The sequence below is a fragment of the Terriglobus tenax genome (genome assembly GCF_025685395.1).
Taxonomy (GTDB): domain Bacteria; phylum Acidobacteriota; class Terriglobia; order Terriglobales; family Acidobacteriaceae; genus Terriglobus; species Terriglobus tenax.
Window position 1 is genome coordinate 750,740 of record NZ_JAGSYA010000003.1, and the last position, 22,726, is coordinate 773,465.

The 22,726-nt window shown below is 60.8% G+C and carries 19 protein-coding genes and 1 riboswitch; of the genes, 9 read left to right on the forward strand and 10 right to left on the reverse strand.

Going from position 1 to position 22,726, the window contains the following annotated elements; all coding sequences use genetic code 11:
• Positions 1 to 126 precede the first annotated feature (126 nt).
• The 4 genes from OHL13_RS03215 (at position 127) to OHL13_RS03230 (ending at position 5,776) form a co-directional block, all read left to right on the forward strand.
• Positions 127 to 1,437, forward strand: coding sequence for an FAD-dependent oxidoreductase (locus tag OHL13_RS03215; protein ID WP_263408667.1), 1,311 nt, complete (start codon positions 127 to 129; stop codon positions 1,435 to 1,437).
• Positions 1,430 to 2,830, forward strand: coding sequence for an NAD-dependent dihydropyrimidine dehydrogenase subunit PreA (preA, locus tag OHL13_RS03220; RefSeq protein WP_263408668.1), 1,401 nt, complete (start codon positions 1,430 to 1,432; stop codon positions 2,828 to 2,830). Before OHL13_RS03215 ends, preA begins: the two co-directional genes overlap by 8 nt.
• Before the next feature lie 45 nt (positions 2,831 to 2,875).
• The gene (locus OHL13_RS03225) at positions 2,876 to 4,339 is read left to right on the forward strand and encodes an NCS1 family nucleobase:cation symporter-1 (protein ID WP_263408669.1); all 1,464 of its coding nucleotides are present in this window, start codon (positions 2,876 to 2,878) and stop codon (positions 4,337 to 4,339) included.
• Between the two features lie 150 nt (positions 4,340 to 4,489).
• On the forward strand, positions 4,490 to 5,776 hold the full coding sequence (locus OHL13_RS03230; protein ID WP_263408670.1) for a glucuronyl esterase domain-containing protein: 1,287 nt from the start codon (positions 4,490 to 4,492) through the stop codon (positions 5,774 to 5,776).
• An 87-nt stretch (positions 5,777 to 5,863) separates the two neighbouring features.
• On the opposite strand, the gene OHL13_RS03235 is transcribed toward OHL13_RS03230, so the two are convergent.
• Complete coding sequence (locus OHL13_RS03235) at positions 5,864 to 6,715, reverse strand: IclR family transcriptional regulator domain-containing protein (protein WP_263408671.1); 852 nt, start codon at positions 6,713 to 6,715, stop codon at positions 5,864 to 5,866.
• A gap of 76 nt (positions 6,716 to 6,791) precedes the next feature.
• Here OHL13_RS03235 and pcaD point away from each other — a divergent pair, with 76 nt between their 5' ends.
• On the forward strand, positions 6,792 to 7,574 hold the full coding sequence (gene pcaD / locus OHL13_RS03240) for a 3-oxoadipate enol-lactonase (RefSeq protein WP_263408672.1): 783 nt from the start codon (positions 6,792 to 6,794) through the stop codon (positions 7,572 to 7,574).
• Here the strand turns inward: pcaD and OHL13_RS03245 are convergent.
• The 4 genes from OHL13_RS03245 to araA all read right to left on the reverse strand — a co-directional run bounded on the left by OHL13_RS03245 (position 7,560) and on the right by araA (position 11,934).
• On the reverse strand, positions 7,560 to 8,036 hold the full coding sequence (locus OHL13_RS03245) for a GNAT family N-acetyltransferase (protein WP_263408673.1): 477 nt from the start codon (positions 8,034 to 8,036) through the stop codon (positions 7,560 to 7,562). The genes pcaD and OHL13_RS03245 overlap by 15 nt on opposite strands.
• A gap of 51 nt (positions 8,037 to 8,087) precedes the next feature.
• On the reverse strand, positions 8,088 to 9,152 hold the full coding sequence (locus tag OHL13_RS03250; protein ID WP_263408674.1) for a threonine aldolase family protein: 1,065 nt from the start codon (positions 9,150 to 9,152) through the stop codon (positions 8,088 to 8,090).
• Between the two features lie 56 nt (positions 9,153 to 9,208).
• A riboswitch (SAM-I-IV-variant riboswitch) is annotated at positions 9,209 to 9,316 on the reverse strand.
• A 47-nt stretch (positions 9,317 to 9,363) separates the two neighbouring features.
• The gene (locus tag OHL13_RS03255) at positions 9,364 to 10,446 is read right to left on the reverse strand and encodes a LacI family DNA-binding transcriptional regulator (RefSeq protein WP_263408675.1); all 1,083 of its coding nucleotides are present in this window, start codon (positions 10,444 to 10,446) and stop codon (positions 9,364 to 9,366) included.
• 27 nt (positions 10,447 to 10,473) lie between these two features.
• Positions 10,474 to 11,934, reverse strand: coding sequence for an L-arabinose isomerase (araA, locus tag OHL13_RS03260; protein ID WP_263408676.1), 1,461 nt, complete (start codon positions 11,932 to 11,934; stop codon positions 10,474 to 10,476).
• 134 nt (positions 11,935 to 12,068) lie between these two features.
• On the opposite strand from araA, the gene OHL13_RS03265 reads away from it, so the two are divergent.
• The 4 genes from OHL13_RS03265 (at position 12,069) to OHL13_RS03280 (ending at position 16,753) form a co-directional block, all read left to right on the forward strand.
• Complete coding sequence (locus OHL13_RS03265; protein WP_317889894.1) at positions 12,069 to 12,755, forward strand: L-ribulose-5-phosphate 4-epimerase; 687 nt, start codon at positions 12,069 to 12,071, stop codon at positions 12,753 to 12,755.
• An 8-nt stretch (positions 12,756 to 12,763) separates the two neighbouring features.
• Positions 12,764 to 14,365 (forward strand): ribulokinase, encoded by a 1,602-nt coding sequence (locus tag OHL13_RS03270; protein WP_263408677.1) that lies wholly within the window; start codon positions 12,764 to 12,766, stop codon positions 14,363 to 14,365.
• Positions 14,366 to 14,414: 49 nt separating this feature from the next.
• Positions 14,415 to 15,515, forward strand: a complete 1,101-nt coding sequence (locus tag OHL13_RS03275; RefSeq protein WP_263408678.1) for an aldose epimerase family protein — start codon at positions 14,415 to 14,417, stop codon at positions 15,513 to 15,515.
• A gap of 80 nt (positions 15,516 to 15,595) precedes the next feature.
• Entirely contained in the window at positions 15,596 to 16,753 is a 1,158-nt protein-coding gene (locus tag OHL13_RS03280; protein ID WP_263408679.1) for an acyltransferase family protein, read from the forward strand.
• 18 nt (positions 16,754 to 16,771) lie between these two features.
• Here OHL13_RS03280 and kdpC read toward each other — a convergent pair whose 3' ends face one another.
• The 5 genes from kdpC to OHL13_RS03300 all read right to left on the reverse strand — a co-directional run bounded on the left by kdpC (position 16,772) and on the right by OHL13_RS03300 (position 22,725).
• Positions 16,772 to 17,323: a potassium-transporting ATPase subunit KdpC gene (gene kdpC / locus OHL13_RS03285; protein ID WP_263408680.1), complete on the reverse strand. Its 552-nt coding sequence runs from the start codon at positions 17,321 to 17,323 to the stop codon at positions 16,772 to 16,774.
• Between the two features lie 14 nt (positions 17,324 to 17,337).
• A complete protein-coding gene (gene kdpB / locus OHL13_RS03290) occupies positions 17,338 to 19,377 on the reverse strand; it encodes a potassium-transporting ATPase subunit KdpB (protein ID WP_263408681.1) in 2,040 nt (679 codons plus the stop codon).
• Positions 19,378 to 19,389: 12 nt separating this feature from the next.
• Complete coding sequence (kdpA, locus tag OHL13_RS03295) at positions 19,390 to 21,153, reverse strand: potassium-transporting ATPase subunit KdpA (protein ID WP_263408682.1); 1,764 nt, start codon at positions 21,151 to 21,153, stop codon at positions 19,390 to 19,392.
• Positions 21,153 to 21,239, reverse strand: a complete 87-nt coding sequence (kdpF, locus tag OHL13_RS18670) for a K(+)-transporting ATPase subunit F (protein ID WP_399255273.1) — start codon at positions 21,237 to 21,239, stop codon at positions 21,153 to 21,155. Before kdpF ends, kdpA begins: the two co-directional genes overlap by 1 nt.
• 118 nt (positions 21,240 to 21,357) lie before the next feature.
• A complete protein-coding gene (locus tag OHL13_RS03300; protein ID WP_263408683.1) occupies positions 21,358 to 22,725 on the reverse strand; it encodes a porin in 1,368 nt (455 codons plus the stop codon).
• Between the last annotated feature and the right edge of the window lies 1 nt (position 22,726).

Here is a 22,726-nt window from a genome sequence, read left to right on the forward strand (position 1 = left end):
GATTTCGGTCACTTCTTTACGCTGTCAAATGTGATTCGGGAAACCCCTCATTCTATTGACTTGCCCTGCGGGAAGGGGTAGCTTGCAATCTCCACGATCAGTTCCGTTGGACGGAGGATACACGATTTGGGCACCGTCTTTGCCCCGCATGCTGAGATTCTGGCCCGCTTTGCCGACCTGAAGCCCGCACTTACGCCCCAGGCCGCCACGGTGGAGGCCAACCGCTGCCTGAACTGTTTTGACGCGCCCTGCACGGCCGCCTGCCCTACCCATATTGATGTGCCCCGTTTCATCAAAAAGATCGCCTCCGGCAACGTGACCGGCTCCGCGAAAAGCATTCTGGAAGCCAATGTCCTCGCCGGAAGCTGCGCCCGCGTCTGCCCGGTGGAGGTGCTCTGTGAAGGCTCCTGCGTCATGCACCACCGCGATGAAAAACCCATCATGATCGGCCAGCTGCAGCGCTTCGCCATGGACAACTTCTACGATCGCGGCCTGAAGATTCCCCTGAGAAGCCGCCCGGAGCTGCCATTGAAGGTTGCCTGCGTCGGCGGCGGCCCAGCCAGCCTGGCCTGTGCGGCGGAGCTTCGCCAGCACGGCGTGCAGGTCACCATCTTCGACAAACGAGACCTGGCCGGCGGCCTGAACACCTATGGGGTTGCCGAGTACAAGCTGCGTGTCACCGACTCCCTTCGAGAGGTCGAAGCGATCCGCGATCTGGGCGTGCAGATCGAACAGCGGGAGGTCTGCGCCGACGATTTCGCAGCACTCGAGGCCGAGTTCGACGCCGTCTTCCTCGGAGTAGGACTTGGCGAGATGCATCGCCTTCGTATCCCCGGGGGGGAAACCGGTGTGATGGACGCCCTCGACCTGATTGCCCGCTACAAGACCGGCGAATTGCTCGCGGTCGGCAACTCGGTTGCGGTCATCGGCTGCGGGAATACCGCTATCGATGCCGCCGTCGCCGCCAAGCGCCTTGGAGCGGAGGAGGTCCACATCGTTTACCGCCGTGGGCAGGAGGAGATGTCCGCCTTTGGCTTTGAGTATGAGCACGCGCTGAAGGAAGGCGTGAAGTTCCTCTGGTGGCGTCAGCCCATCGAGCTCCAGGCTGGGATGCTGCTGTGTGCGACCACCTCGATCAACGAGGCTGGCGAACTGGTGCTGAGCGAGACCCGGGTCGAGCTTCCCGCAGAGGTTGTTGTTCCCGCCATCGGCCAGTCTCCGTTGAGCGAGTGGCTTTCTTTGGTGAAGGGACTTGAGTTCGCCAAAGGCCGGGTTTTAATTGACCGTGCGACCGGAGCCACGAGCCACAGCAAATACTTTGCCGGTGGCGACTGTGCCAACGGCGGCCGCGAGGTGGTGGATGCCGTCGCCGACGGCAAACGCGCCGCGCGCGGCATCGTCGCCACGCTGGGCATCACGGAGGTGGCTCATGGCTAGCCTGAAGACGAACTTCGCCGGCATCGAGTGTCTGAACCCCTTCTGGCTGGCTTCTGCTCCGCCCACCAACTGCGGCGAACAGATTATGCGCGCCTTTGACGCCGGCTGGGGCGGCGCCGTGTGGAAGACCATCGGCGACCCCATCACGAACGTCAGCTCGCGCTACAGCTCGATCGACTGGGCAGGGCAGCGCATGATGGGGCTCAACAACATCGAGCTCATCAGCGACCGCCCTATCGAGGTCAACCTGGCTGAGATCTCCGAGGTCAAACGCCGTTATCCGAAGCACGCTGTGATTGCCTCGCTCATGGTCGAGTCCAGGCGGGATGTCTGGCACGAAATGGTGAAGCGCGCCGAAGATGCCGGAGCCGATGGTCTGGAGCTGAACTTCGGCTGTCCGCACGGCATGAGTGAGCGCGGCATGGGCTCCGCCGTAGGCCAGGTGCCCGAATACGCGCAGATGATCACCGAATGGGTCAAAGAGGTGGCCCGCACCCCGGTACTGGTCAAGCTCACGCCGAATATCACGGACATCCGTACCGTCGCCCGTGCCGCCAAGGCTGGCGGAGCCGATGCTCTCTCGGCCATCAATACCATCAACTCCATCACGGGCATTGATCTCGACACCCTCACTCCTCGTCCGAACGTGGACGGCAAAAGCTCGCACGGCGGCTACTGCGGACCGGCGGTCAAACCCATCGCGCTGAACATGGTGCAGTCGGTGATGGCCGATTCCTCGGCCGCTCTGCCCATGAGCGCCATCGGTGGTATCGGCACCTGGCGCGATGCAGCGGAGTTCATCCTGGTTGGCGCGGGCACCGTGCAGGTCTGCACCGCGGTGATGCACTACGGCTACCGCATCGTCGAAGACATGGCGGACGGCCTCTCCCACTGGATGGACGAGAAAGGCTTTGCCTCGCTGGATGACTTCCGCGGGCTCTCTCTGCCGAAGGTCACCGAGTGGAAGCACCTGAACCTGAACTACAAGATCGTCGCCAATATTGATGAGTCTCTCTGCATCGGCTGCGACCTGTGCCATATTGCCTGCTGGGACGGAGCGCACCAGTGCATCCACACCGACCGCGTCTCTGGCCCCGTCGATGGACATGTCGAGGTTCACAGCAAGCCGATGGAGGCAGTACGGTCTTCGATCAACTCCATCGCCGTGACCCGCATCCCAAAGATGGACCCGCCGCCTGTGTCGCATGGGCCCTACAAAGCTCCGCTGGCCCGCATCCCGCGGGTTGACGAGACCGAGTGTGTCGGCTGTAACCTGTGCTCGCTGGTCTGCCCGGTGGACAACTGCATCACCATGAAACAGATTCCAACGGGGCAGACCGCTGAGACGTGGGAAGAGCGCACGGCGCGGCTGGGCGTTGTGGAGCAGTGCTGATTGGAGAAATGAAGTATTCCGCAAGGGTGGGTATGGAGCCGAAACATGTCGCAGCAGGCCAACAGCCTCTATAACGAAGACCTCGCTCCGATTCCGTTCGCGGAACGCTCCTGGGGCATCTATAACTACGCCTCCCTGTGGGTGGCCATGTCCGTCTGTATCCCCACCTATATGCTGGCTTCGGGACTCATCGCCAACGGCATGAGCTGGAAGCAGGCTCTGGGCACCATCTTTCTGGGCAACCTGATCGTTCTGGTTCCCATGATCCTGAACGCCCACGCGGGCGCAAAGTACGGCATCCCCTTCCCGGTCTATGTGCGCGCCAGTTTCGGCGTTCGCGGCGCCAATATTCCCGCGGTGCTGCGTGCCCTGGTGGCCTGCGGATGGTTCGGCATCCAGTGCTGGATCGGGGGGCAGGCTATCTACTCCATGCTGCGTGTGCTGGCTCCAGGGCTCGCCGCGTCGCAGTCCGCGGTCTGGGTCTGCTTCTTCGCCTTCTGGCTGGTCAACATGGCCGTGGTCTGGAAGGGCATTGAGATCATCCGCTGGCTGCAGGTGGTTTCCGCACCGTTCATGCTGATCGTCGGCCTGCTGCTTTTATTCTGGATGACCGGCAAGGCAGGCGGGCTTTCGGCTACGCTGGCCAACGCTTCCAGTTTCCACGAAGGTGCAACAAAGACCAGCTTCTGGAAGATCTTCGTCCCCTCGCTCACCGCCATCGTCGGCTTCTGGGCAACGGTGGCGCTCAATATTCCGGACTTCACCCGCTATGCCAAATCGCAGCAGGCGCAGATGATCGGGCAGGCCATCGGTCTTCCTCCGGCGATGACGCTCTATTCCTTTATCGGCATCGCGGTGACCTCGGCTTCGAGCATTGTTTTTGGTGTGGCCATCTGGGATCCTGTCGTCCTGCTCGGCCGCTTTCATCAGCCGGTGGTTGCGTGCATCGGGCTCGTCGCCCTGCTGCTGGCCACACTCAATACCAACGTGGCCGCCAACGTCGTTTCGCCGTCGAATGACTTCGCCAATCTGAATCCGCGACTCATCAGCTTCCGCACCGGAGGCCTGATCACCGGGGTGCTTGGCATCCTGTGCATGCCCTGGAAGCTGGCGGCAGACCCTGCCCGTTACATCAACGGCTGGCTGGTGGGCTACTCCGGTCTGCTCGGTCCCATTGCCGGCATCATGATCGCCGACTACTTCGTGGTCCGCGACCGCGAACTCGACCCCGACGGCCTGTACCTGCGCGGCGGCCCCTATGAGTACTCTGATGGCTTCAACATTCGTGCAGTCGTCGCTCTGGCGGCGGGTATCATCGTGGCTCTGATCGGTGTTGGTGTTCCGCGTCTGCGCTGGCTGTATGACTATGCCTGGTTCGTTGGCTTCTTCGTCTCCGGCGGGCTGTACTGCCTGCTGATGACCAGCATCACCACGGCGAAGGGAAGCACACCGCTCGTGGTGGAAACCTCTCTGCCGGGGGCTGGAGTGCTGGAAGGCGAAGGGGCTTAGACGGCAGGGAACAGGGAGTAGCGGGTCTCCGGAAGGGGCGGCTATTCCTTACCTTTACAAGATATTGTCTCCTGATCCCTGTTCCCTGCTTTTGAACAGCTATTTGACAGCACAATGTCTCTCTCCGTACCGTTCTCGCGGAGAAAATCCATGACGCGAACGAAATCCTTCCTCTGCGCCACGCTTCTGGCGGCGATGGTGCCTGCCTACGCTCAGGAGTACAAACCGAAGGTCCCTACCAATACGGACGAGTCGCAGGTAAAGCCCTACACGCTGCCCGACGTGCTGAAGACCTCGGACGGCAAACTGGTGAAAGATGCAAAGACCTGGTGGGCGAAGCGGCGGCCTGAAATTGTGTTTTTATTTGAGACGTATCAGTACGGCAAAGCCCCCGGCCGCCCCAGGGAGGAGAGCTTCGAGGTCTTCGACAAAGGCACGCCCGCGTTCGCTGGCAAGGCCATCCGCAGGCAGGTGATGATCCACCTTTCGAAGGATCCCGCCGCCCCGCAGATTCAACTGGTCGAGTACATCCCCGCAAAGGCGAAGGGCCCCTCGCCCATGCTGCTCAGCATCAGCTTTACTGCCGCCTCCAACATGATCGATGACCCCGGGATCAAGGCTGGCATGGTCTGGGACGCGAAGTCGAAGACCAGGGTACCTGCCTCGCAGGGTCGCAAGTTCGGCAAAATCGATGTTGAGGCTTTTCTCGATGCGGGAATTGGCATTTCCACCTTCTACTACGGCGATCTTGAGCCGGATTACCTTGGCGGCCTGCCGCAGGGCAACCGTGCCCGCTATCTGAAGCCCGGCCAGGCCGCTCCCGCAGTCGACGAGTGGGGCGCCATTGCCGACTGGGCCTGGGGCATGAGCCGCGTGATGGATTACTTTGAGACCGACAAGTCCATCGATACGAAGCAGGTTGCTGTCCACGGCGTCTCGCGCCTGGGCAAAACCACCATGTGGGCCGGAGCGCACGACCAGCGCTTTGCCGCCGTGATTGCAAGCTGCAGCGGAGAAGGCGGAGCAGCCCTGAGCCGCCGTAATTATGGCGAAACAGTGGCCGACCTCACCGATCCCACGCGCTATCCCTACCAGTTCGCCGCCAACTACGCGAAGTTCGGCGAAGATGTGACCAAGCTTCCGATGGATGCGCATATGCTCGTTGCGCTGGTCGCTCCCCGCCCGCTGCTGCTGCAAACCGGCTCTACCGATACCTGGTCTGACCCCAAGGGAGAGTTTGAGGCCGAGGTTGCCGCGGGCCCGGTCTACACCCTGCTCGGCAAGCAGCCGCTCGGCACCGGCGTATGGCCCGCCCCTGGAACGCCCATCTTCCATGACCTTGCCTACTACATGCACGACGGCGGCCATGGCATGGTTCCGGGCGACTGGAAGGTCTACGTAGACTTCCTGAAGCTGCACTTTAAGCCGGCGATGTAGCAGAGCGAACGGAACAGGCCCATCATCGCACCCACAAAGCAAAGGGCACGGCGATCGCCGTGCCCTTTGCTTCTGTTTCAAATCTCACTACCGCAGGAACATGCTCAACTCGTTCGACGCTGCCCGCAGGTGCGGCAGGTAGCGCTGCTGCAGATCTGGCAGCGGCATGCGCGGCGCATGGCTGGACAGGTTCAGCGTGGCCACCACCTTGCCCGAAGGCGCAAAGACCGGCACGGCGATCGAGCGCAGGCCGATCTCGTACTCCTGGTCGCAGATGGCAAAGCCGTTGCGCCGCACATTGCGGATGGCCAGACGCAGACGGTCCGGCGTGGTGATGGTGCGGTTGGTGTAAGGGTAGTAGGTGGTTCGCGCCAGGAACTGCTCCAGCTGTTCAGTAGGCAGCCAGGCCAGCAGAACGCGGCCCATTGAGGTGCAGAAGGCCGGCAGTCGCGAACCAATATGCAGGTCAACCGCCATCACGCGAGAAACCTGCGAGCGGGCGACGTAGACAATCTCGTCACCATCCAGCGTCGCCACGGAGAACGATTCGCGGAACTGCTGCGTCATGCGCTCCAGGATGGGCTGTGCCGACGACGACAGGGAACTGGACGAGGTGTAGGTGTGCGACAGGGTCAGCAGTCGCGGACGCAGCGAGTAACGCTGGCCGTCTTCTGCTCCGGCAAAGCCCAGCTTGGTCAGTGTGTACAGGCAGCGGCGCACCGCCGCACGCGACAGGCCGGTCTTGGCGGAAAGCTGCGAAATGGTCATCTGCGGGGTTTGCTGGGTGAATGCCTGGATGACGACCAGCCCGCGGGCCAGAGACGTCATAAAATTAGGGTCGCCGGCAAACACATCCAGAGCGGACGCCGGGGTCTGTTTGGCTGCAGGTAGAGATGCAGGCGCTTCAGCGGGAACGGCTGGGTCAGTCTGGTTCGTCATTGCAACATCCTTGTGCGATAGACGCACTACTGTGACGATAAACGAACGGCGTAGCGGAATCAAGGAGACGAGCCCCATGCTGGCTGATCTTTCGATAGGTGAATCGATCTATTACGAGGATGCCGGTCCGCGGAATGCGCCCGCAATCCTCTTCAGCCATTCGCTTGGACAGGGCACCTATCTCTGGAGCGGGCAGGTGGAATCCTTTGCCCGCGACTTCCGCGTGATCGTGTACGAGCAGCGCGGCTTTGGCCGTTCCGCCTCGCAGCAGCCGCCAAACACCCTGGAGGGTATGGGCAAAGATGTCCTCACGCTGATGGACTCCCTCGGCCTGGCGAAGGCCAGCTTCTGCGGCATCTCCATTGGTGGCATGGTCGGGCAGTGGCTGGGCACGCACGCCGCCCATCGCCTTGAAACGCTCGTGCTTTCCAATACCGCAGCGAAGATTGGTACGACAGAATTCTGGACCGAACGCGCACGGCAGGTGCGCGCCGCGGGGGTGGAGCAGTTTCTGCCCGGCAGCGCCGAGCGCTGGCTGACGGCAGATTTCCGCGCCGCCCATCCTGAGGTGGTACAGGGGCTTGAAAGCGCCGTTCGACGCAGCAGCATCGCCGGCTACGCTGCGGGCTGCGAGGTTCTGGCCAATACGGATCTGCGCGATACCGCTCTACAGATCAAGGTCCCCACCCTCTGCATCGCAGGAACGGAAGATCCCACCACAACTCCGGCCGACCTCCAATACCTCGCCCAGCAAATCCCCGGAGCGAAGTATGCCGAGCTGCCTTCCGGCCATCTGGCATGCATCAATACGCCGGAGAAGTGGAATGCGACAGCGGCTGGTTTTTTAGCTTCGGTCTAACGCAAGGTGGAGAAACTGGCTGAAGCCGTTATCGGTGTAATCTCCGAATGCTCCTCCGTCCACAAACCCATGGCTGCGATAGAGCGTGAGTGCCGCGTCAAAGCTTGGGCCTCTGCCAGTCTCAAGGCTCAGTCGGGTTACACCACGTGATCTTGCTTCCCCGACGATATGCCGCAGCATCGCACGACCAACGCCTTGCCCTAAAAAGTCTGGATGCACCCGCATGGATTTGATCTCCGCCAGCGTTGCATCCATCATGCGCAAGGCGCCCACGCCCGCAATACGTTCGCCCCGCCACGCCGTCCAAACCGTAATCTCCGGTTTCTGCAAACCGGAGAGATCCAGGGCGAAGACTGCTTCTGCTGGAGAGGACTCGCGCATGCCGGCCAGGTGAAGCGCCAGCAACGCCTGTGTCTGGACGTCTTCGAAATCGGCAAGCCGAAAGAGAACTGTTTCCGTCATCTCTAGAGAATAGCGAGGGAAGGGGCCGGGGAATGACCCGGCCCTTGTTCCTTAACGGACGATAGTGGCTTCCGATGCCGGTGTCCCGCAGATTGCATGCAGGTCCTGCGCCAGTTCACGGATGCGTTCCGGCTGGGCATCCCACGCGAACATAAATCGTGCGCCCCCGCCGATGAAGGTGTAGAACTTCCATCCGCGCTTGCGCAGCTCGTCAGCAATGGAATCCGGGATCTTCAAAAATACGGCGTTTGCCTGCACCGGGAACATCAGTTCAATCTCCGGCAGCCCGGCAATGTGCTCTGCGAAGCTTGTAGCTGCGGCATTGGCATGGGCTCCGTAGCGCAGCCAGGCTCCACTCTCCAGCATCTTTACCCACGGCGCGGCGAGGAAGCGCATCTTGGATGCCAGCTGGCCTGCCTGCTTGCAGCGGTAGTCAAAGTCCTCTGCCGCTTTGTGGTCGAAGAACAGGACAGCTTCTCCCACCGCCATGCCGTTCTTTGTGCCACCGAAGCACAGCACGTCCACGCCGGACTTCCAGGTCATCTCTGCCGGGGTACAGCCCAGGGAGGCACAGGCGTTGGCAAAGCGAGCGCCATCCATGTGCAGCTTCAGGCCCAGCTCGCGGCAGGTCTCCGCAATCGCTCGAATCTCGTCCAGTTGATAGATCAGGCCGGTTTCTGTCGGCTGCGTGATGGTCACCACGCGCGGCTTGGGATAGTGAATGTCCGTACGCTTCAGCGCAATGGCGCGAATCGCCGCCGGTGTCAGCTTGCCATCCAGTGTCGGGGCCACCAGCAGCTTGGAGCCATTGGAGAAGAACTCCGGAGCGCCGCATTCATCGGTCTCCACGTGCGCCGCGTCCGAGCAGATTACGCTGTGGAAGCTCTGGCACAGGGAAGAGAGCGCCAGGGAGTTGGCCGCGGTTCCGTTGAACGCGAAAAAGACCTCGCAGCCGGTTTCAAACAAGGCGCGAAAGGCATCGGCGGCACGGGTGGTCCAGGAATCACCACCATACGCGGGCTCATGTCCGTGATTGGCCTCTTCCATGGCGGCCCAGGCCTCTGGGCAAATTCCGGCATAGTTGTCACTGGCGAACTGCTGTGGCGATGTACTCATGAATCCGTTCAAACCTTCCTTACGGTATGCATCCAGAGCGTACGCCAATTTGCAGCTTGAATCCCGATGATTGCCGGACTGGCCGCATCTCCCTCGAAACGGGACGCCACCTTGCTCGGGGAGCAGGTTGGCGTTGAGCGTTCGCTCAACTCTTGATGTCTTTTACAGGATAGTGGATGCAGGCAGGCGGGGCAACCACCCGGGAAACGGCTCAGCTCTTCCGGGATAGCCGTTTGCGTGACGCATCGGCATGCAGGTCCGACAACGTGCCCGCAGGCACCGAGGTCGACTGCCGCACAATCAGGCGCGTCTCCACCTCTTTGGGTGGCGCGGAAGGATCCAGCAGCGCCGCTACCGCGCTGGCGGCAATGTCCCCGCCTGACATACGCACCGTGGTCAGCGGCGGCAGCATGTACTCGGTGATGCGAATGTCATCAAAGCCAATCAGAGAGATATCGCGTGGTATCGAAAGCCCCGCGTGCGCCAGGGCATGCATGGCACCGATGGCGGTCATATCGTTGGAACACATGATGGCTGTCGGCCGTTCCTTCAGCGCCAGCAGATGCGCCACGCCGCGCTCACCGCCTTCGGCCGTGTGATCGCCGTGGAAGATCGAGCCTGCAGGAATCTTCAGGCCAATCTCACGGGTGGCCGCGCGGAAAGCCTCGAGCCGCGTCACGGCAGAGTGCAGGCGCTGTGGCCCCGCGATGAATGCGATCCTGCGATGCCCCAGCACCGCCAGATGCTGCACCGCCTCCCGGATGCCTTTCTGGTAGTCCACGCGAATCGTGGAGATATCTTTTTTCTTCGGCGCCAGATCAATAAACACCATGGGGATGCCCTGCGACGAAAGCCGCTCCAGCAGAGGCTCTTCAATGCCGAAGGTCATGACGGCGACGCCTTCCACCTTGCGCTCCAGCATGCGCTGCACACATAGCTCCATGCGCTGCAGATCGTAGTTGGTGGAGCCGATCAGCGTCTCGTAGCCCACCTCCACCGCCTTGTCCTCGAAGCCCTGGATCAGCTCCGGGAAGAAAGGATTGGTGATGTCCGAGATGATGACGCCCAGCAGCTTGCTATGTCCTGAGACCAGCGCACGCGCCTGCGTGTTGGGCACGTATCCCAGCTTCTGGATCGCCTCCCACACTTTTTTCGCAAGCCCCGGATCGACCGAAGGGACCTTGTTGATGACGCGCGAAACGGTCGCCACCGAGACGCCTGCCGCCTGGGCGACCGTGCGGATGTCCAGGCGTTTCGAGGCTGTTCGCGATGTCGACCGTGCGCGTTTTTTCAACCTGTGTTGCCCTCTATCTCCTGCGATTTAGCCACGTGTCAGTGCCTGGCGTATGTCGCGAATCCGTGTCTCTGCATCAATGCGGACCAGCTCGATGTTCGCCATGGCCGCAAAATCTTCCATATGCTCCATGGTAAGCGCCTGGCTGAAGCCGGTATGGTGCGCTCCGCCAGCATAAATCCATGCGGTGGCGGAGACCTTCAGGCTTGGCCGCGGAACCCACAGGGCGCGCGCCACCGGCAGTTTCGGCAGATCGTGCTCGGCGGGAATGACATCCACATCGTTCACAATCATGCGGAAGCGGTCGCCCATGTCCACCACGCTGGCTACAATCGCCGGGCCGGCCGGTGTATTGAAGACCAGTCTCACCGGGTCTGCCTTGCCGCCAATGCCCAGCGGATGCACCTCGAGCGACGGCTTGCCGTCGGCAATCGACGGGCAGATCTCCAGCATGTGCGAGCCCAGCACCTTCGGAGTCCCGGAGAAATCGTAGGTGTAGTCCTCCATGAACGATGTGCCGCGCGGCATACCCTGTGCCATGACCTTCATGATGCGTACCAGGGCGGCTGTCTTCCAGTCGCCTTCGCCGCCAAAGCCGAAGCCGTCGGCCATCAGTCGCTGTGTCGCAATGCCGGGAAGCTGGCCCATGCCGTGCAGATCTTCAAAGGTGTCCGTGAAGGCTCCAAAGCCGCCTTCGGTCAGAAAGGCACGCAGGCCAAGTTCGATGCGCGCGGCCACCGTCAGGGAATCGGGGCGGTCGTGCTGACTGGCAATCGAATAGCTTTCCCGGTATTCGCTGACGAGGGTCGCTACTTCCTGATCGCTGAACTGCGCCATGCGGTCAGTCAGGTCGCCAATGCCATAGCCTGAGACGGTATAGCCGAAGACGCGCTGCGCCTCCACCTTGTCGCCTTCCGTCACTGCGACCTGGCGCATGTTGTCTCCAAAGCGCGCCACCTTCAGGTTCTGCGACTCGTGCCACCCCAGCGCGGCGCGGGTCCATGTGGCAATCTCGGAAACCGTCTCCGCATCTTCAAAGAAGCCGACAACGACCTTGCGCGGTAGCTTCAGGCGGGCAGTAATGTGACCGAACTCGCGGTCGCCATGCGCGGCCTGGTTCAGGTTCATGAAGTCCATGTCGATGGTCGACCACGGCAGCGCACGGTTGAACTGCGTGTGCAGTTGCAGAATTGGCTTGCGCAGCAGGCTCAGCCCGGCAATCCACATCTTGGCCGGGGAGAAGGTGTGCATCCACAGCACCAGGCCGACGCAGCTCTTGCTGGCATTGGCCTCCTGGCACAGGTCACGGATGGCCTCGGGAGAGGTGAGCGTCGGCTTCCACACCACCTTGGCTGGAATGGCGGAGTTGCCGTCCAGTGAGGCAGCAATCTTGCCGGAGTTCTCCGCCACCTGGGCCAGGGTTTCCGGGCCGTAAAGGTGTTGGCTGCCAGTGACGAACCAGATTTCCAAAGAAGCTGCTGATGCCATCGATGTATCCCTTTCGTTGCAATTTCACGGTAATCGTTTACCCAGGAGCTTGCAAGCCGCTCGAACAAAGCCATTTGCTTGTTTGCGATACTTGAGAAAACGTATACTCAAGCCCGATTCAGGAAAGGCGTCTCATGCTGCAGGAACTCAAAGAGAAAACCCTCGAAGCCAACCTTGACCTGGTAAAGCGCGGCCTCGTGCTCTATACCTTCGGCAACGCCAGCGGCATCGACCGCGCCAGCGGTCTGGTCGTTATCAAGCCCAGTGGCGTTGACTATGACGCTCTCAAGCCCGAGCACATGGTCGTAACGGACCTTGACGGCAAGATTGTCGAAGGCGGCCTGCGTCCCTCCAGCGACCTGAAGACGCATCTCGTGCTCTATAAAGCCTTCGCAGAGATCGGTGGTGTTGTCCACACGCACTCCGAGCACGCCACCGCCTGGGCGCAGGCTGGCCGTGAAATTCCCGCCTTCGGAACCACGCACGCCGACTACTTCCACGGCCCCGTTCCTTGCACCCGCCCGCTGACCGATGACGAGATCAACGGCGACTATGTACTGAACACCGGCCTTGCCATCACCGAGCACTTCCAGCACATCGAGCCTCTCGCCGTACCGGCTGTTCTGGTCGCGGGACACGCTCCCTTTGCCTGGGGACGCGATCCGCTTGATGCCGCGCACAATGCGGTGGTTCTGGAAGCGGTGGCCAAAATGGCGTTGATGACCGTACAGTTGAATCCGTCGGCCGGTGTCTCCCAGGCACTGCTGGACCGTCACTACTTCCGCAAACACGGCGCAAACGCGACCTACGGACAGAGGTAAGAAGAAACATGGCCATCGTTGCAGGTGCAGACTTCGGGACGCTGAGCGTCCGCGTCACCTTGTTGGATTCAGAGAAGGGAAGGCTCGGCACCGCGGTGGCTGAGTACCCATTGCACCGGCGCCGCGAGGACCCTGACTACGCGACCCAGTCGCACACGGACCAGATGGACGCTCTGGTCAAGGCCACGCGGCAGGTGCTGGAGCAGACCGGCATCGGCGGCGACGAGGTCGTTGCCTTCGCGCTCGATACCACCGGCTCCAGCGTTCTGATGGTCGACAACGCCCTGCAGCCCATCGGGCCCTACTACCTGTGGTGCGACCACCGCGCACATAAAGAAGCCCGTGAGATCACCGAACTGGCGCACGCTACCCATCTCGAAGCGATCGAGTGGTGCGGCGGCGTCTATTCGCACGAGTGGGGATGGGCCAAGCTGCTGCACTGGCTGCGCCACGCAACCGAAGAGGAGCGCCAGCGCTTCGGCACCGCTATTGAGAACTGTGACATGGTCGCGGCCACATTAACGGGAGTCACCGACATCGCGCATATCAAGCGCTCCGTCTGCGCCATGGGCCACAAGTGGATGTGGAACCCGAAGTGGGATGGCCTGCCGCCCGAGGAGTTCCTGGTCAAAGTCGATCCGTTGTTTACCGGCATTCGCGAGAAGATTGGCGGCGAGTACCTGACCTCCGACCACATCTACGGCAAGCTAAGCACGGAGTCGGCGGGCCGCATGGGCCTTGCCGCCGGTATCCCGATTCCCGTCGGCGCTTTCGACGCGCACTGGGATGCGCTGGGCGCGGGCTGCAAGCCAGGAGACGTGGTCAACGTCGTTGGCACCTCCACCTGCATCATCGCCATGGCGGAGAAGACGCAGTTGATTCCAGGTGTCTGCGGCGTGGTGCCCGGCAGCGTGCATCCGCAGCTCACCGGCATTGAAGCCGGACTTTCCGCCGTGGGAGACATCTTCGAAGCGATCGCCCGTCGTGCGGGTACCAGGGTGAAAGACCTCGCCGCCGGTCTCGAAAGCTATCACCCCGGCCAGACCGGGCTTCTGCGCTTCAGTTGGGACAACGGCGACCGTACTGTGCTCGTTAACCCGGAGCTGGGCGGCATGACACTCGGTTGGAACCTGATCCACACCGCGCAGGACGAGCTGCACGCCGCCATCGAAGGCACGGCCTTTCATACGCGCATCATTCTGGAGCGTATGGAGGAGTACGGTGCTCCGGTCGAACGCGTGATCAACGGCGGCGGCATTCCGCAGAACAACGCAACGCTGAACCAGATCTATGCCGACGTCCTCAACAAGCCGGTGCTGGTTCCGGACGGAGTGCCGACCAGCCTTGGCTCGGGCATCATCGCCCTGGTGGCTGCCGGAGTGTATCCGTCGGTTGAAGCAGCGCAGGCGGCGCTTTGCCTGCCGTTCAAGACGTACCTTCCGCAGCCAAAGGCCGTAGCCATCTATCAGCGTCTCTTTGCCCTCTATCGCAAGGTCTACTTCGCTTTTGGAACTCTCGATGCCGCTCCGGTTTCACTCGGCGAAGTGCTTCCGGAATTGCGTGCGATTGCACGCGAGAGCCTGGCTATGGATAGAATGGGCAACGCCTGAAGAGTGCACGGATTCCAACACTGCACAGAAGCAGGGCATGAGGTGACCGATGTTCAAGCAGTTTGCAGCGCTGATGATGAGTGGAATGACCGTGGCAGCTATGGGCCAGGTGATGAAGGCTGACTTCGGCAAGATGCCCGACGGCAAAGCCGTTGAGATCTACACCCTGAAAAGCCCACAGGTTGAGGCCAAGATCGTGACCTACGGCGCCAGGCTCATCAGCGTAAAGACTGCCGACAAGGCCGGCAAGGTTGCCGATGTGATGCTGGGCTTTGATACGCTGCCGGAATGGCTTGCAGGCGGCGATAAGACCTACGACGGCGCCATTGTCGGCCGCTACGGTAACCGCATCGGGCTTGGTAAGTTCCCCATTGACGGCCACACCTACCAGGTTCCAACGAACGATGGCCCAAACTCGTTGCACGGCGGCACCGTGGGCTTCGATAAAAAGATCTGGACTGCGAAGCAGGTTCCGAACGGTGTCGAAATGACTGTCGTCTCGCCCGATGGCGACATGGGTTTTCCCGGCACGCTCACGGCCCACGTTACGTACACGCTGAAGGCCAACGCGCTTCGCATTGACTACGCGATGACGACCGACAAGGCCACCGTCGTCAACCTGACCAACCACGCCTACTTCAATCTGACGGGTGGCACGGACAATATCCTCGGTCACCAGGTCCGCATCAACGCCGATCACTACACGCCAACCAACAAAACGCTGATCCCTACCGGCAACATGGATGCGGTGGAAGGGACACCGATGGACTTCCGTACCGCGCATACCGTCGGCGAACGCATTGACACGCCCTTTGAACCCTTGACCATCGCCGGTGGCTATGACCACAACTGGATTTTGAACGGTCCGAACGGCGTGATGAAGCTGGCCGCGGAGGTCGTTGAACCAAAGAGCGGCCGTACGCTGACCGTGACCACCACGGAACCCGGTGTGCAGTTCTACGCAGGCAACTTCCTGGATGGCTCACTCACCGGACGCGGCGGCGTGAAGTACAGCAAGCGCACGGGCTTCTGCCTGGAGACGCAGCATTATCCTGATTCGCCCAACAAGCCCGGCTTTCCGACGACGCTGTTGAAGCCGGGTGAGGTGCGCACCTCGACGACGATCTTTACCTTCGGCGTTTCTCACTGAGGGAAGAGTCCGAAGTCGGGCGGATGCTACACTCGCAGCAAACGCTTGCATTCGGGAGCAGACCTTTTATGGAGAGCCAGGTGCCGGCTCGCATTGCCGGTGCACCCACTCGCGCCCCCAGTGCCGGGGGTAGCCGCAACTTTCATCTGGATACCGTAAGAGCCATTGCCGCAGCGGTGGTCGTTTTCGACCACACTCGCGGTGCATTCTTCCGTCCGTACTCCGCATACAAGTCAGCCCCGCACGGCCTGCTGATCAACCTGGTCTATACCGACCACTACTTCGCACGTGCGGCGGTGATGCTGTTCTTCCTGCTCAGTGGCTACCTGGTGGGTATGTCGGCTCTGCGCGCTGAAAAGAAGGGTCGCTTTACCTGGCCCAACTACCTGCTCAGCCGCCTGTCGCGTCTCTGGGTAGTGCTCATCCCCGCGCTTCTGCTGACGGTCGTTCTGGATACGATCGGTATTCGCTATGGCATTCCCAATTCCATCGCCATGGGAGAGGCGGTAGCGCAGCGCTCTTTGCCAAACTTCCTCGGAACCCTTGTCTTCCTGCAGAAGATCTTCGTCGAGCCCTTCGGAAGCAATGGAGCCACCTGGAGCCTTGCCTTTGAGTTCTGGTACTACATCCTGTTCCCGCTGGCGGCCCTGGCCGTGCTGCAGGCAAGAAGGCGCTGGCTGCACGCAATCCTGTTCGTGTTGATCTGCGCTCTGTGCTGGGGAGAGATCCTCACCCGCTTCCCCATCTGGTGCGCGGGTGTGGTGGTCGGTGTGGTTGCGGATCGCTGGCCCATCGTCTCCAGGCCGCTTCGTCGCATCACCGTGGCCGCCTCGCTGCTTATGCTGGCCGCAGCGGTGCTGGCCTCCGCGGCGCATCGTATGGGAGCCCTCGCCAGCGACTACGCCATGATGGTGCCGTCCTTCACACTGATCTGGGCGCTTATCTCCATGCCGCCCGCACATGCGGGCGTCTATGCGAAGACATCCATCTTCTTCTCGGAGATGTCATACACGCTCTACCTGACGCACCAGCCGCTGGTCGCTGTACTCTCGGCCCTTCTGTTGCGGGACAAGTTGTGGCCAGCGGATGTTCCGCATCTGATCATGTTGCTTTGCGGACCCATCGCGCTGGCCTTTGTTTTTGCCTATCTGATGTACCTTCTGTTCGAATCCCGAACCGATACCGTCCGCAACTGGGCACGGCAGAAGCTCCATATCGGAAGCGCCGCAGGCGCCTGAATTACGGCTGGATGCCGGTCACTGTCCGGCATCCAGTGCAAGGTTCAGCCGTAATACATTCACACGTGGCTCGCCCAGCAGGCCGAATTGACGATCGGTAATATGATCCTCCACCAGCTTGCGGACGATCCACTCAGGCCTGCCGCGCTCCTTGGCAACTCGACCGACCTGCGCAAGTGCAGCCGCCGGAGAGAGATCGGGATCAAGCCCCGATCCTGATGCCGTCACCAGGTCTACCGGCACATTCGATACCTTCTCCGCCGCTACGCTGGCTCCCACCCGATCCACCAGGGCTTTACTGGTTGTCGCCAGGTTCGATCCGCTGGACGCCGAGGCATCATAGCCAGTTCCAGCCGCTGAAGGACGGCTGTGAAAGTAACGCGGCCCGGTGAAAGGCTGTCCAATCAGTTGCGATCCAACCGTGCTGCCATCCTTGGTGATGATCTGTCCATTCGCCTTGTCGCGGAACAGTAACTGCGCCACAGCCGTTATTCCCAGGGGATACACAATGCCCAGCAGAACGGCGGTCACCAGCGTGTAGAGCGATGCGGTAATCAAGTGCTTTTTCATGGTCAGTAACTCCTCTATGCCAGGTGCATAGCGACGATCAATACATCGATCAGCTTGATGCCGACGAACGGCACGATAATGCCGCCCAGTCCGTAGAGCAGCAGGTTGCGCTGCAGCAGGGCAGCGGCGGACATGGGCTTATAGCTCACACCGCGCAGCGCCAGGGGAATCAGCCCGATAATAATCAGCGCGTTGAAGATGATGGCCGACAGCACCGCTGACTCCGCGTTATGCAGATGCATGATGTTCAATGCATTCAGCACAGGGAAGAAGCCGGCAAACATCGCAGGAATAATCGCAAAGTACTTGGCCACATCGTTGGCGATGGAGAAGGTGGTCAGAGCTCCGCGCGTCATCAGCAACTGCTTGCCGATGGCCACAATCTCGATCAGCTTGGTCGGGTTGCTGTCCAGATCGACCATGTTGCCGGCTTCTTTTGCAGCCTGCGTGCCGCTGTTCATCGCAACGCCTACATCGGCCTGCGCCAGCGCCGGAGCGTCGTTGGTGCCGTCGCCCGTCATGGCCACCAGTTTGCCATCGGCCTGCTCGCGCTTGATCAGGTCCATTTTGTCCTTCGGCTTGGCTTCGGCCAGAAAGTCATCGACGCCAGCTTCCCGTGCAATGGCGGCTGCTGTCAGCGGGTTATCGCCGGTAATCATTACCGTGCGAATGCCCATGGCGCGCAACTGTTCGAAGCGCTCCTTCATGCCCCCCTTCACCACGTCCTTCAGGTGAATCACGCCCAGGGCGACACCGTTTTCGGCAACTACCAGGGGAGTGCCGCCACTGCGTGCAACCGTCTCTACTGCGCTGCGGACCTCCGTGGGCATCGGCGCGCCATGTTCTTCAAGGTAGCGGGCAATGGCGTCCACAGCACCCTTGCGAATGCTGCGGCCCTCCACCTCAATGCCGCTCATGCGCGTGGTTGCGGAGAAGGGAACGAACTCGGCATGCATCTGCCCAAGCTCGCGCCCGCGCAGGCCGTACTTCTCCTTCGCCAGTACGACGATCGAGCGGCCCTCCGGCGTCTCGTCGGCCAGCGAAGAAAGCTGCGCCGCATCGGCCAGTGTCTCGGCGGTCACACCAGGCGCGGCTACAAACTCCGCTGCCTGACGATTGCCAATGGTGATGGTGCCCGTCTTGTCCAGCAGCAGCGTGTTCACATCGCCCGCTGCTTCCACCGCGCGTCCGCTGGTGGCGAGCACATTGTGCTGAACCAGCCGGTCCATACCCGCAATGCCAATGGCCGAGAGCAAGCCGCCGATTGTTGTCGGAATCAGGCACACCAGCAGCGATACCAGCACGAACACAGTCTGTGGCGCGCCGGAGTACACCGCAAACGGTTGCAGTGTCACCACCGCAAGCAGGAAAGTAATCGTCAACCCCGCCAGCAGAATGTTCAGTGCAATTTCGTTTGGAGTCTTCTGGCGTTCCGCGCCTTCGACGAGTGCGATCATACGATCAAGGAAGGTCTCGCCAGGGTTCGAGGTAATCTGCACAGTGATCACGTCGCTGAGTACGCGCGTTCCGCCAGTAACAGCAGAGCGATCGCCACCTGCTTCGCGAATCACAGGAGCGGACTCGCCGGTGATGGCCGACTCATCCACTGATGCGATGCCATGCGTTACCTCGCCATCGCCGGGAATCATCTGTCCGGCGCTGACCTGCACCACATCACCGGCGCGAAGCTGCGAGCTGGGAACCTCTTCCAGTCCGTTCTTGCCCACGCGATAAGCGGTGGTCTCCGACTTGGCCTGGCGCAGCGCATCGGCCTGGGCTTTGCCCCGGCCCTCTGCCATGGCTTCTGCAAAGTTGGCGAACAGCACGGTGAACCACAGCCACAGCGTGATCTGCAGATCAAACTCAAAATGTCCATGCCGGGTGATGACATTGGAGATCAGCAGCACGGTCGTAACAACACTGCCTACCTCCACCACAAACATCACCGGGTTCTTCATCATTGTCTTCGGATCGAGCTTCACCAGCGCGTCTACCGCGGCGCGGCGAACAATCTTACGATCAAACAGGGAGCGGCGCTTCATAGAGTGCGACATAGACCGGTCTCCTTAGAAGGTCTGTCCAATACCGAGCAGCAGGTGCTCAAGAATCGGACCAAGAGAAAGTACGGGAAAGAAGGTCAGCGCGCCGACAATCACAATCACTGCCGTCAATAGCACGGTGAACAGCGGTGTCGTGACCGGGAAGGTGCCTGCCGAGGCTGGAACAATCTTTTTGCCCGCAAGGTTGCCGGCAATCGCCAGCATGGGGATGATCATCATGAACCGCCCGAAGAACATCGCAATGCCAAGTGTGTAGTTGTACCAGTGCGTGTTGGCGTTCAGCCCTGCAAACGCTGAGCCGTTATTGCCGGTCGCAGAGGTATAGGCATACAGAATCTCCGACAACCCATGCGGCCCGTGGTTGGCCAGGCTGCTCAGCCCTAGATGAGGCATCAGTACAGAGATCGCGGCAAAGCCAAGAATCACCAGCGGGAAGATGAGGATGTACAGCATGGAGAGCTGCACGTCGTAGGCCTCAATCTTCTTGCCCAGGTACTCCGGCGTGCGGCCTACCATCAGGCCTGCGATGAATACCGCGACGATGACGAAGACCAGCATGCCGTACATGCCCGCTCCCACACCGCCAAAGACCACCTCGCCCAGCAGGATATTGACCATCGGGACCATGCCGCCCAACGGGGTAAAGCTGTCATGCATACCGTTCACCGCGCCGCAGCTTGCGTCGGTGGTCACCGTGGCAAACAACGCGGTATTTGCAATGCCAAAGCGAACCTCTTTGCCTTCCATGTTGCCGCCGCTCTGCAGGGTTGAGACATGCTGGTCCACGCCATGCAGCATCGGGTTGCCATGTGCCTCTGCCCAGTAGCAGGTCAACACACCGGCAAAGCAAAGCAGCGCCATCGCGGCAAACACAGCCCATCCATGCTTCGGCGATCCAACCATCTGCCCTAGCGTTGCCGTCAGCGCGGCCGGAATCAGGAAGATCGCAAGCATCTCGAGGAAGTTTGTCAGCGGTGTGGGGTTCTCAAACGGGTGCGCGCTGTTGGCATTGAAGAAGCCGCCGCCGTTGGTGCCCAGCATCTTGATGGCTTCCTGCGATGCGACAGGGCCCTGCGCAATCGTCTGCGTGGTCACCGTCGTCTGTTTGCCATCGACACCGGTCGAGGTTTGCGGTTCCACCAGCTTCGCAGTGTCATACGGCTTCAGGTTCTGCACTACACCCTGAGACACCAGCACGAGAGCGAAGATAACCGACAGCGGCAGCAGTACCCACAGTGTGCCGCGCGTCAGGTCGACCCAGAAGTTGCCCAACGTCTTCATTTCGCGGCGCGCAATGCCGCGAATAAAGGCAATCGCCAGCGCCAGGCCAACCGCTGCCGACCAGAAGTTGTGCGTCGCCAGACCGAGCATCTGCGTCAGATAGCTCATCGTGGTCTCCGGCACATACGACTGCCAGTTGGTGTTGGTCGTGAAGGAGATTGCGGTGTTCAGTGCAAGGTCAGAAGCAACGCCCGGCAGATGCTGCGGGTTGAAGGGAAGCAGATGCTGCAGCCGCTGGACCAGGTACGTCAGCACCAGCGTCGCCGCACTGAAGATCAGCATGGCCGTGGCATACATGCCCCAGCTCATCTCCTGCTCGGCATCCACGCCGGTCAGCCGGTAGAACAGGCGTTCGCACGGGCCAAGCACGACATCCAGGGGAGTCCGCTGCCGTTGAAACACACGTGTGATATACGCGCCAAGCGGCTTGGTCAGCAGCAGGACAGCGGCAAAGAAAAGAACAATTTGAAGCCAGCCATTAAGAGACATCAGAACTTCTCCGGGCGAAGCAGTGCGTAAACGAGATACACCATCAGCAGCAGCGAGATGATGAGAAGAATGCCGTTGGCGATCATTGGTTTTTCCCTTTCAGACGCGCACAGCCATGCACATACAACAGGCTGAGCGGGAACAGAAGGATGAGCGTGATGCCTGCGATCAGGTCCGCCATTGTGTCCCTCCTTGCAGGGCCCTTTACCACTGGCCCTGTTTGTTGCCCCACCAGAACACAAGCCCCAGCGTCGCCGTCGGCTGCTGTTTGACCAGCACACCCGCGGTATCCGTGGTGAAGAAGTTCTGGTTGGAGTAATCTCTGCGATATTCAGCGCGGGCCAGCATGCCCGGCGCCAGCTTCTTGTCGGCGACGAAGGTAAACTCCTTCAGCGCCTGCGTCTTACCGCTGAACATTGCACCGCGGTCGTCAAAGTATTCAAACCGGCTGCCAATGCTCCAGTCCTTCGGCAAGGTGTAGTGGACGTAAGCCGCACCAATGGCGATGTGCTTCATGGTGCTCTGTTGCTGCTCTCGGCTGATTACGTAATCGGCCTCACCCACCAATGTCAGCCGCGGCGTCACGTTCCACGTCGCATAGGTGTCGAAGATGTGGTTGCGTCCATTCGGCGCGGGTGTAATGTTGGCCCTCGGAAGCCCCGGTTGCGTCGGAGAGGTCGGAGCTCCTGGGTTGTCGGTTGGCAGCACATCCCGCTGCTCCTGGCCGAAGTAATAGTTCACATTCCAGGAGACAGTCGATGCAGGCTTGAAGTTGAAGAGGAAGGCCTGCGATTTGAAGCCGTTGAAGTCCTCTGTCTGCTGTACCCCATTCACCAGCCAGTAGGTGAAGTTCACCTTCGGCGTCAGGTTGTAATTCGCCCGTACGCCCATGTGATAGTAGGGCAGGAAATTGAAGGTATAGGAGCGCGAATACGCGATCTGGTCCTTGGTGTAGTTACCTTCCACCCCAAGCGCGCTGGAGAACTTGCCGAAGTCAATCTGCAACCCGCTGCCGATCGGCGCCAGATAGCTGCCGTACGCCTGGAACAGGTTGCGCCATACCTGGGCACGCTGCTCATTCGCATACGAACCCTGCAGGGTCTCGGTCGCCTGGCCAAACTGCAGGTCGACGCGGCCACCAAAGCGGCTCTGGATGGAGGGCAGACGTTCTACGACCAGTGACGCCTGGTTGATGCTGAAGCTGTTGCTGGTGACGTCATACACGCGCAACAGGTTGGCGCGGCCAATCGGCTGGTTGAAGTTGTAGCCATAGTAGCCGTCGAACCCAATGCCGACGGTCGTTCCCTGCAGCAGGTCTTCCTGCTTCGACGGAATAGGGGCCACGGCCGCATCAACCGGGGAAGCTTTTTCAGCCGCAAGTGTGATGGCCGCCGCGGGGAGGGCAGTGGCATCCGCCTTTTCCAGTACGTCCAGGCGCGCAGAAATCCGCGCCAGTTCCTGCCGCAATGCGGATATCTCAGCCTTACGCTGCTCGGCGTCGGGAACAGCCTGGGCCGCCATTGGGACGGCTGTGAGAAGTGCGAGGACGGCGGTGCTGATGGCGGCTTTCATA

Bases quoted from the DNA above. Each gene is read 5' to 3' on its own strand.
- preA (WP_263408668.1), top strand. From the start codon at position 1,430: ATGGCTAGCCTGAAGACGAACTTCGCCGGCATCGAGTGTCTGAACCCC.
- OHL13_RS03225 (WP_263408669.1), top strand. From the start codon at position 2,876: ATGTCGCAGCAGGCCAACAGCCTCTATAACGAAGACCTCGCTCCGATT.
- OHL13_RS03230 (WP_263408670.1), top strand. From the start codon at position 4,490: ATGACGCGAACGAAATCCTTCCTCTGCGCCACGCTTCTGGCGGCGATG.
- OHL13_RS03235 (WP_263408671.1), bottom strand. From the start codon at position 6,715: ATGACGAACCAGACTGACCCAGCCGTTCCCGCTGAAGCGCCTGCATCT.
- pcaD (WP_263408672.1), top strand. From the start codon at position 6,792: ATGCTGGCTGATCTTTCGATAGGTGAATCGATCTATTACGAGGATGCC.
- OHL13_RS03245 (WP_263408673.1), bottom strand. From the start codon at position 8,036: ATGACGGAAACAGTTCTCTTTCGGCTTGCCGATTTCGAAGACGTCCAG.
- OHL13_RS03250 (WP_263408674.1), bottom strand. From the start codon at position 9,152: ATGAGTACATCGCCACAGCAGTTCGCCAGTGACAACTATGCCGGAATT.
- araA (WP_263408676.1), bottom strand. From the start codon at position 11,934: ATGGCATCAGCAGCTTCTTTGGAAATCTGGTTCGTCACTGGCAGCCAA.
- OHL13_RS03265 (WP_317889894.1), top strand. From the start codon at position 12,069: ATGCTGCAGGAACTCAAAGAGAAAACCCTCGAAGCCAACCTTGACCTG.
- OHL13_RS03270 (WP_263408677.1), top strand. From the start codon at position 12,764: ATGGCCATCGTTGCAGGTGCAGACTTCGGGACGCTGAGCGTCCGCGTC.
- OHL13_RS03275 (WP_263408678.1), top strand. From the start codon at position 14,415: ATGTTCAAGCAGTTTGCAGCGCTGATGATGAGTGGAATGACCGTGGCA.
- kdpC (WP_263408680.1), bottom strand. From the start codon at position 17,323: ATGAAAAAGCACTTGATTACCGCATCGCTCTACACGCTGGTGACCGCC.
- kdpB (WP_263408681.1), bottom strand. From the start codon at position 19,377: ATGTCGCACTCTATGAAGCGCCGCTCCCTGTTTGATCGTAAGATTGTT.
- kdpA (WP_263408682.1), bottom strand. From the start codon at position 21,153: ATGTCTCTTAATGGCTGGCTTCAAATTGTTCTTTTCTTTGCCGCTGTC.
- kdpF (WP_399255273.1), bottom strand. From the start codon at position 21,239: ATGATCGCCAACGGCATTCTTCTCATCATCTCGCTGCTGCTGATGGTG.
- OHL13_RS03300 (WP_263408683.1), bottom strand. From the start codon at position 22,725: ATGAAAGCCGCCATCAGCACCGCCGTCCTCGCACTTCTCACAGCCGTC.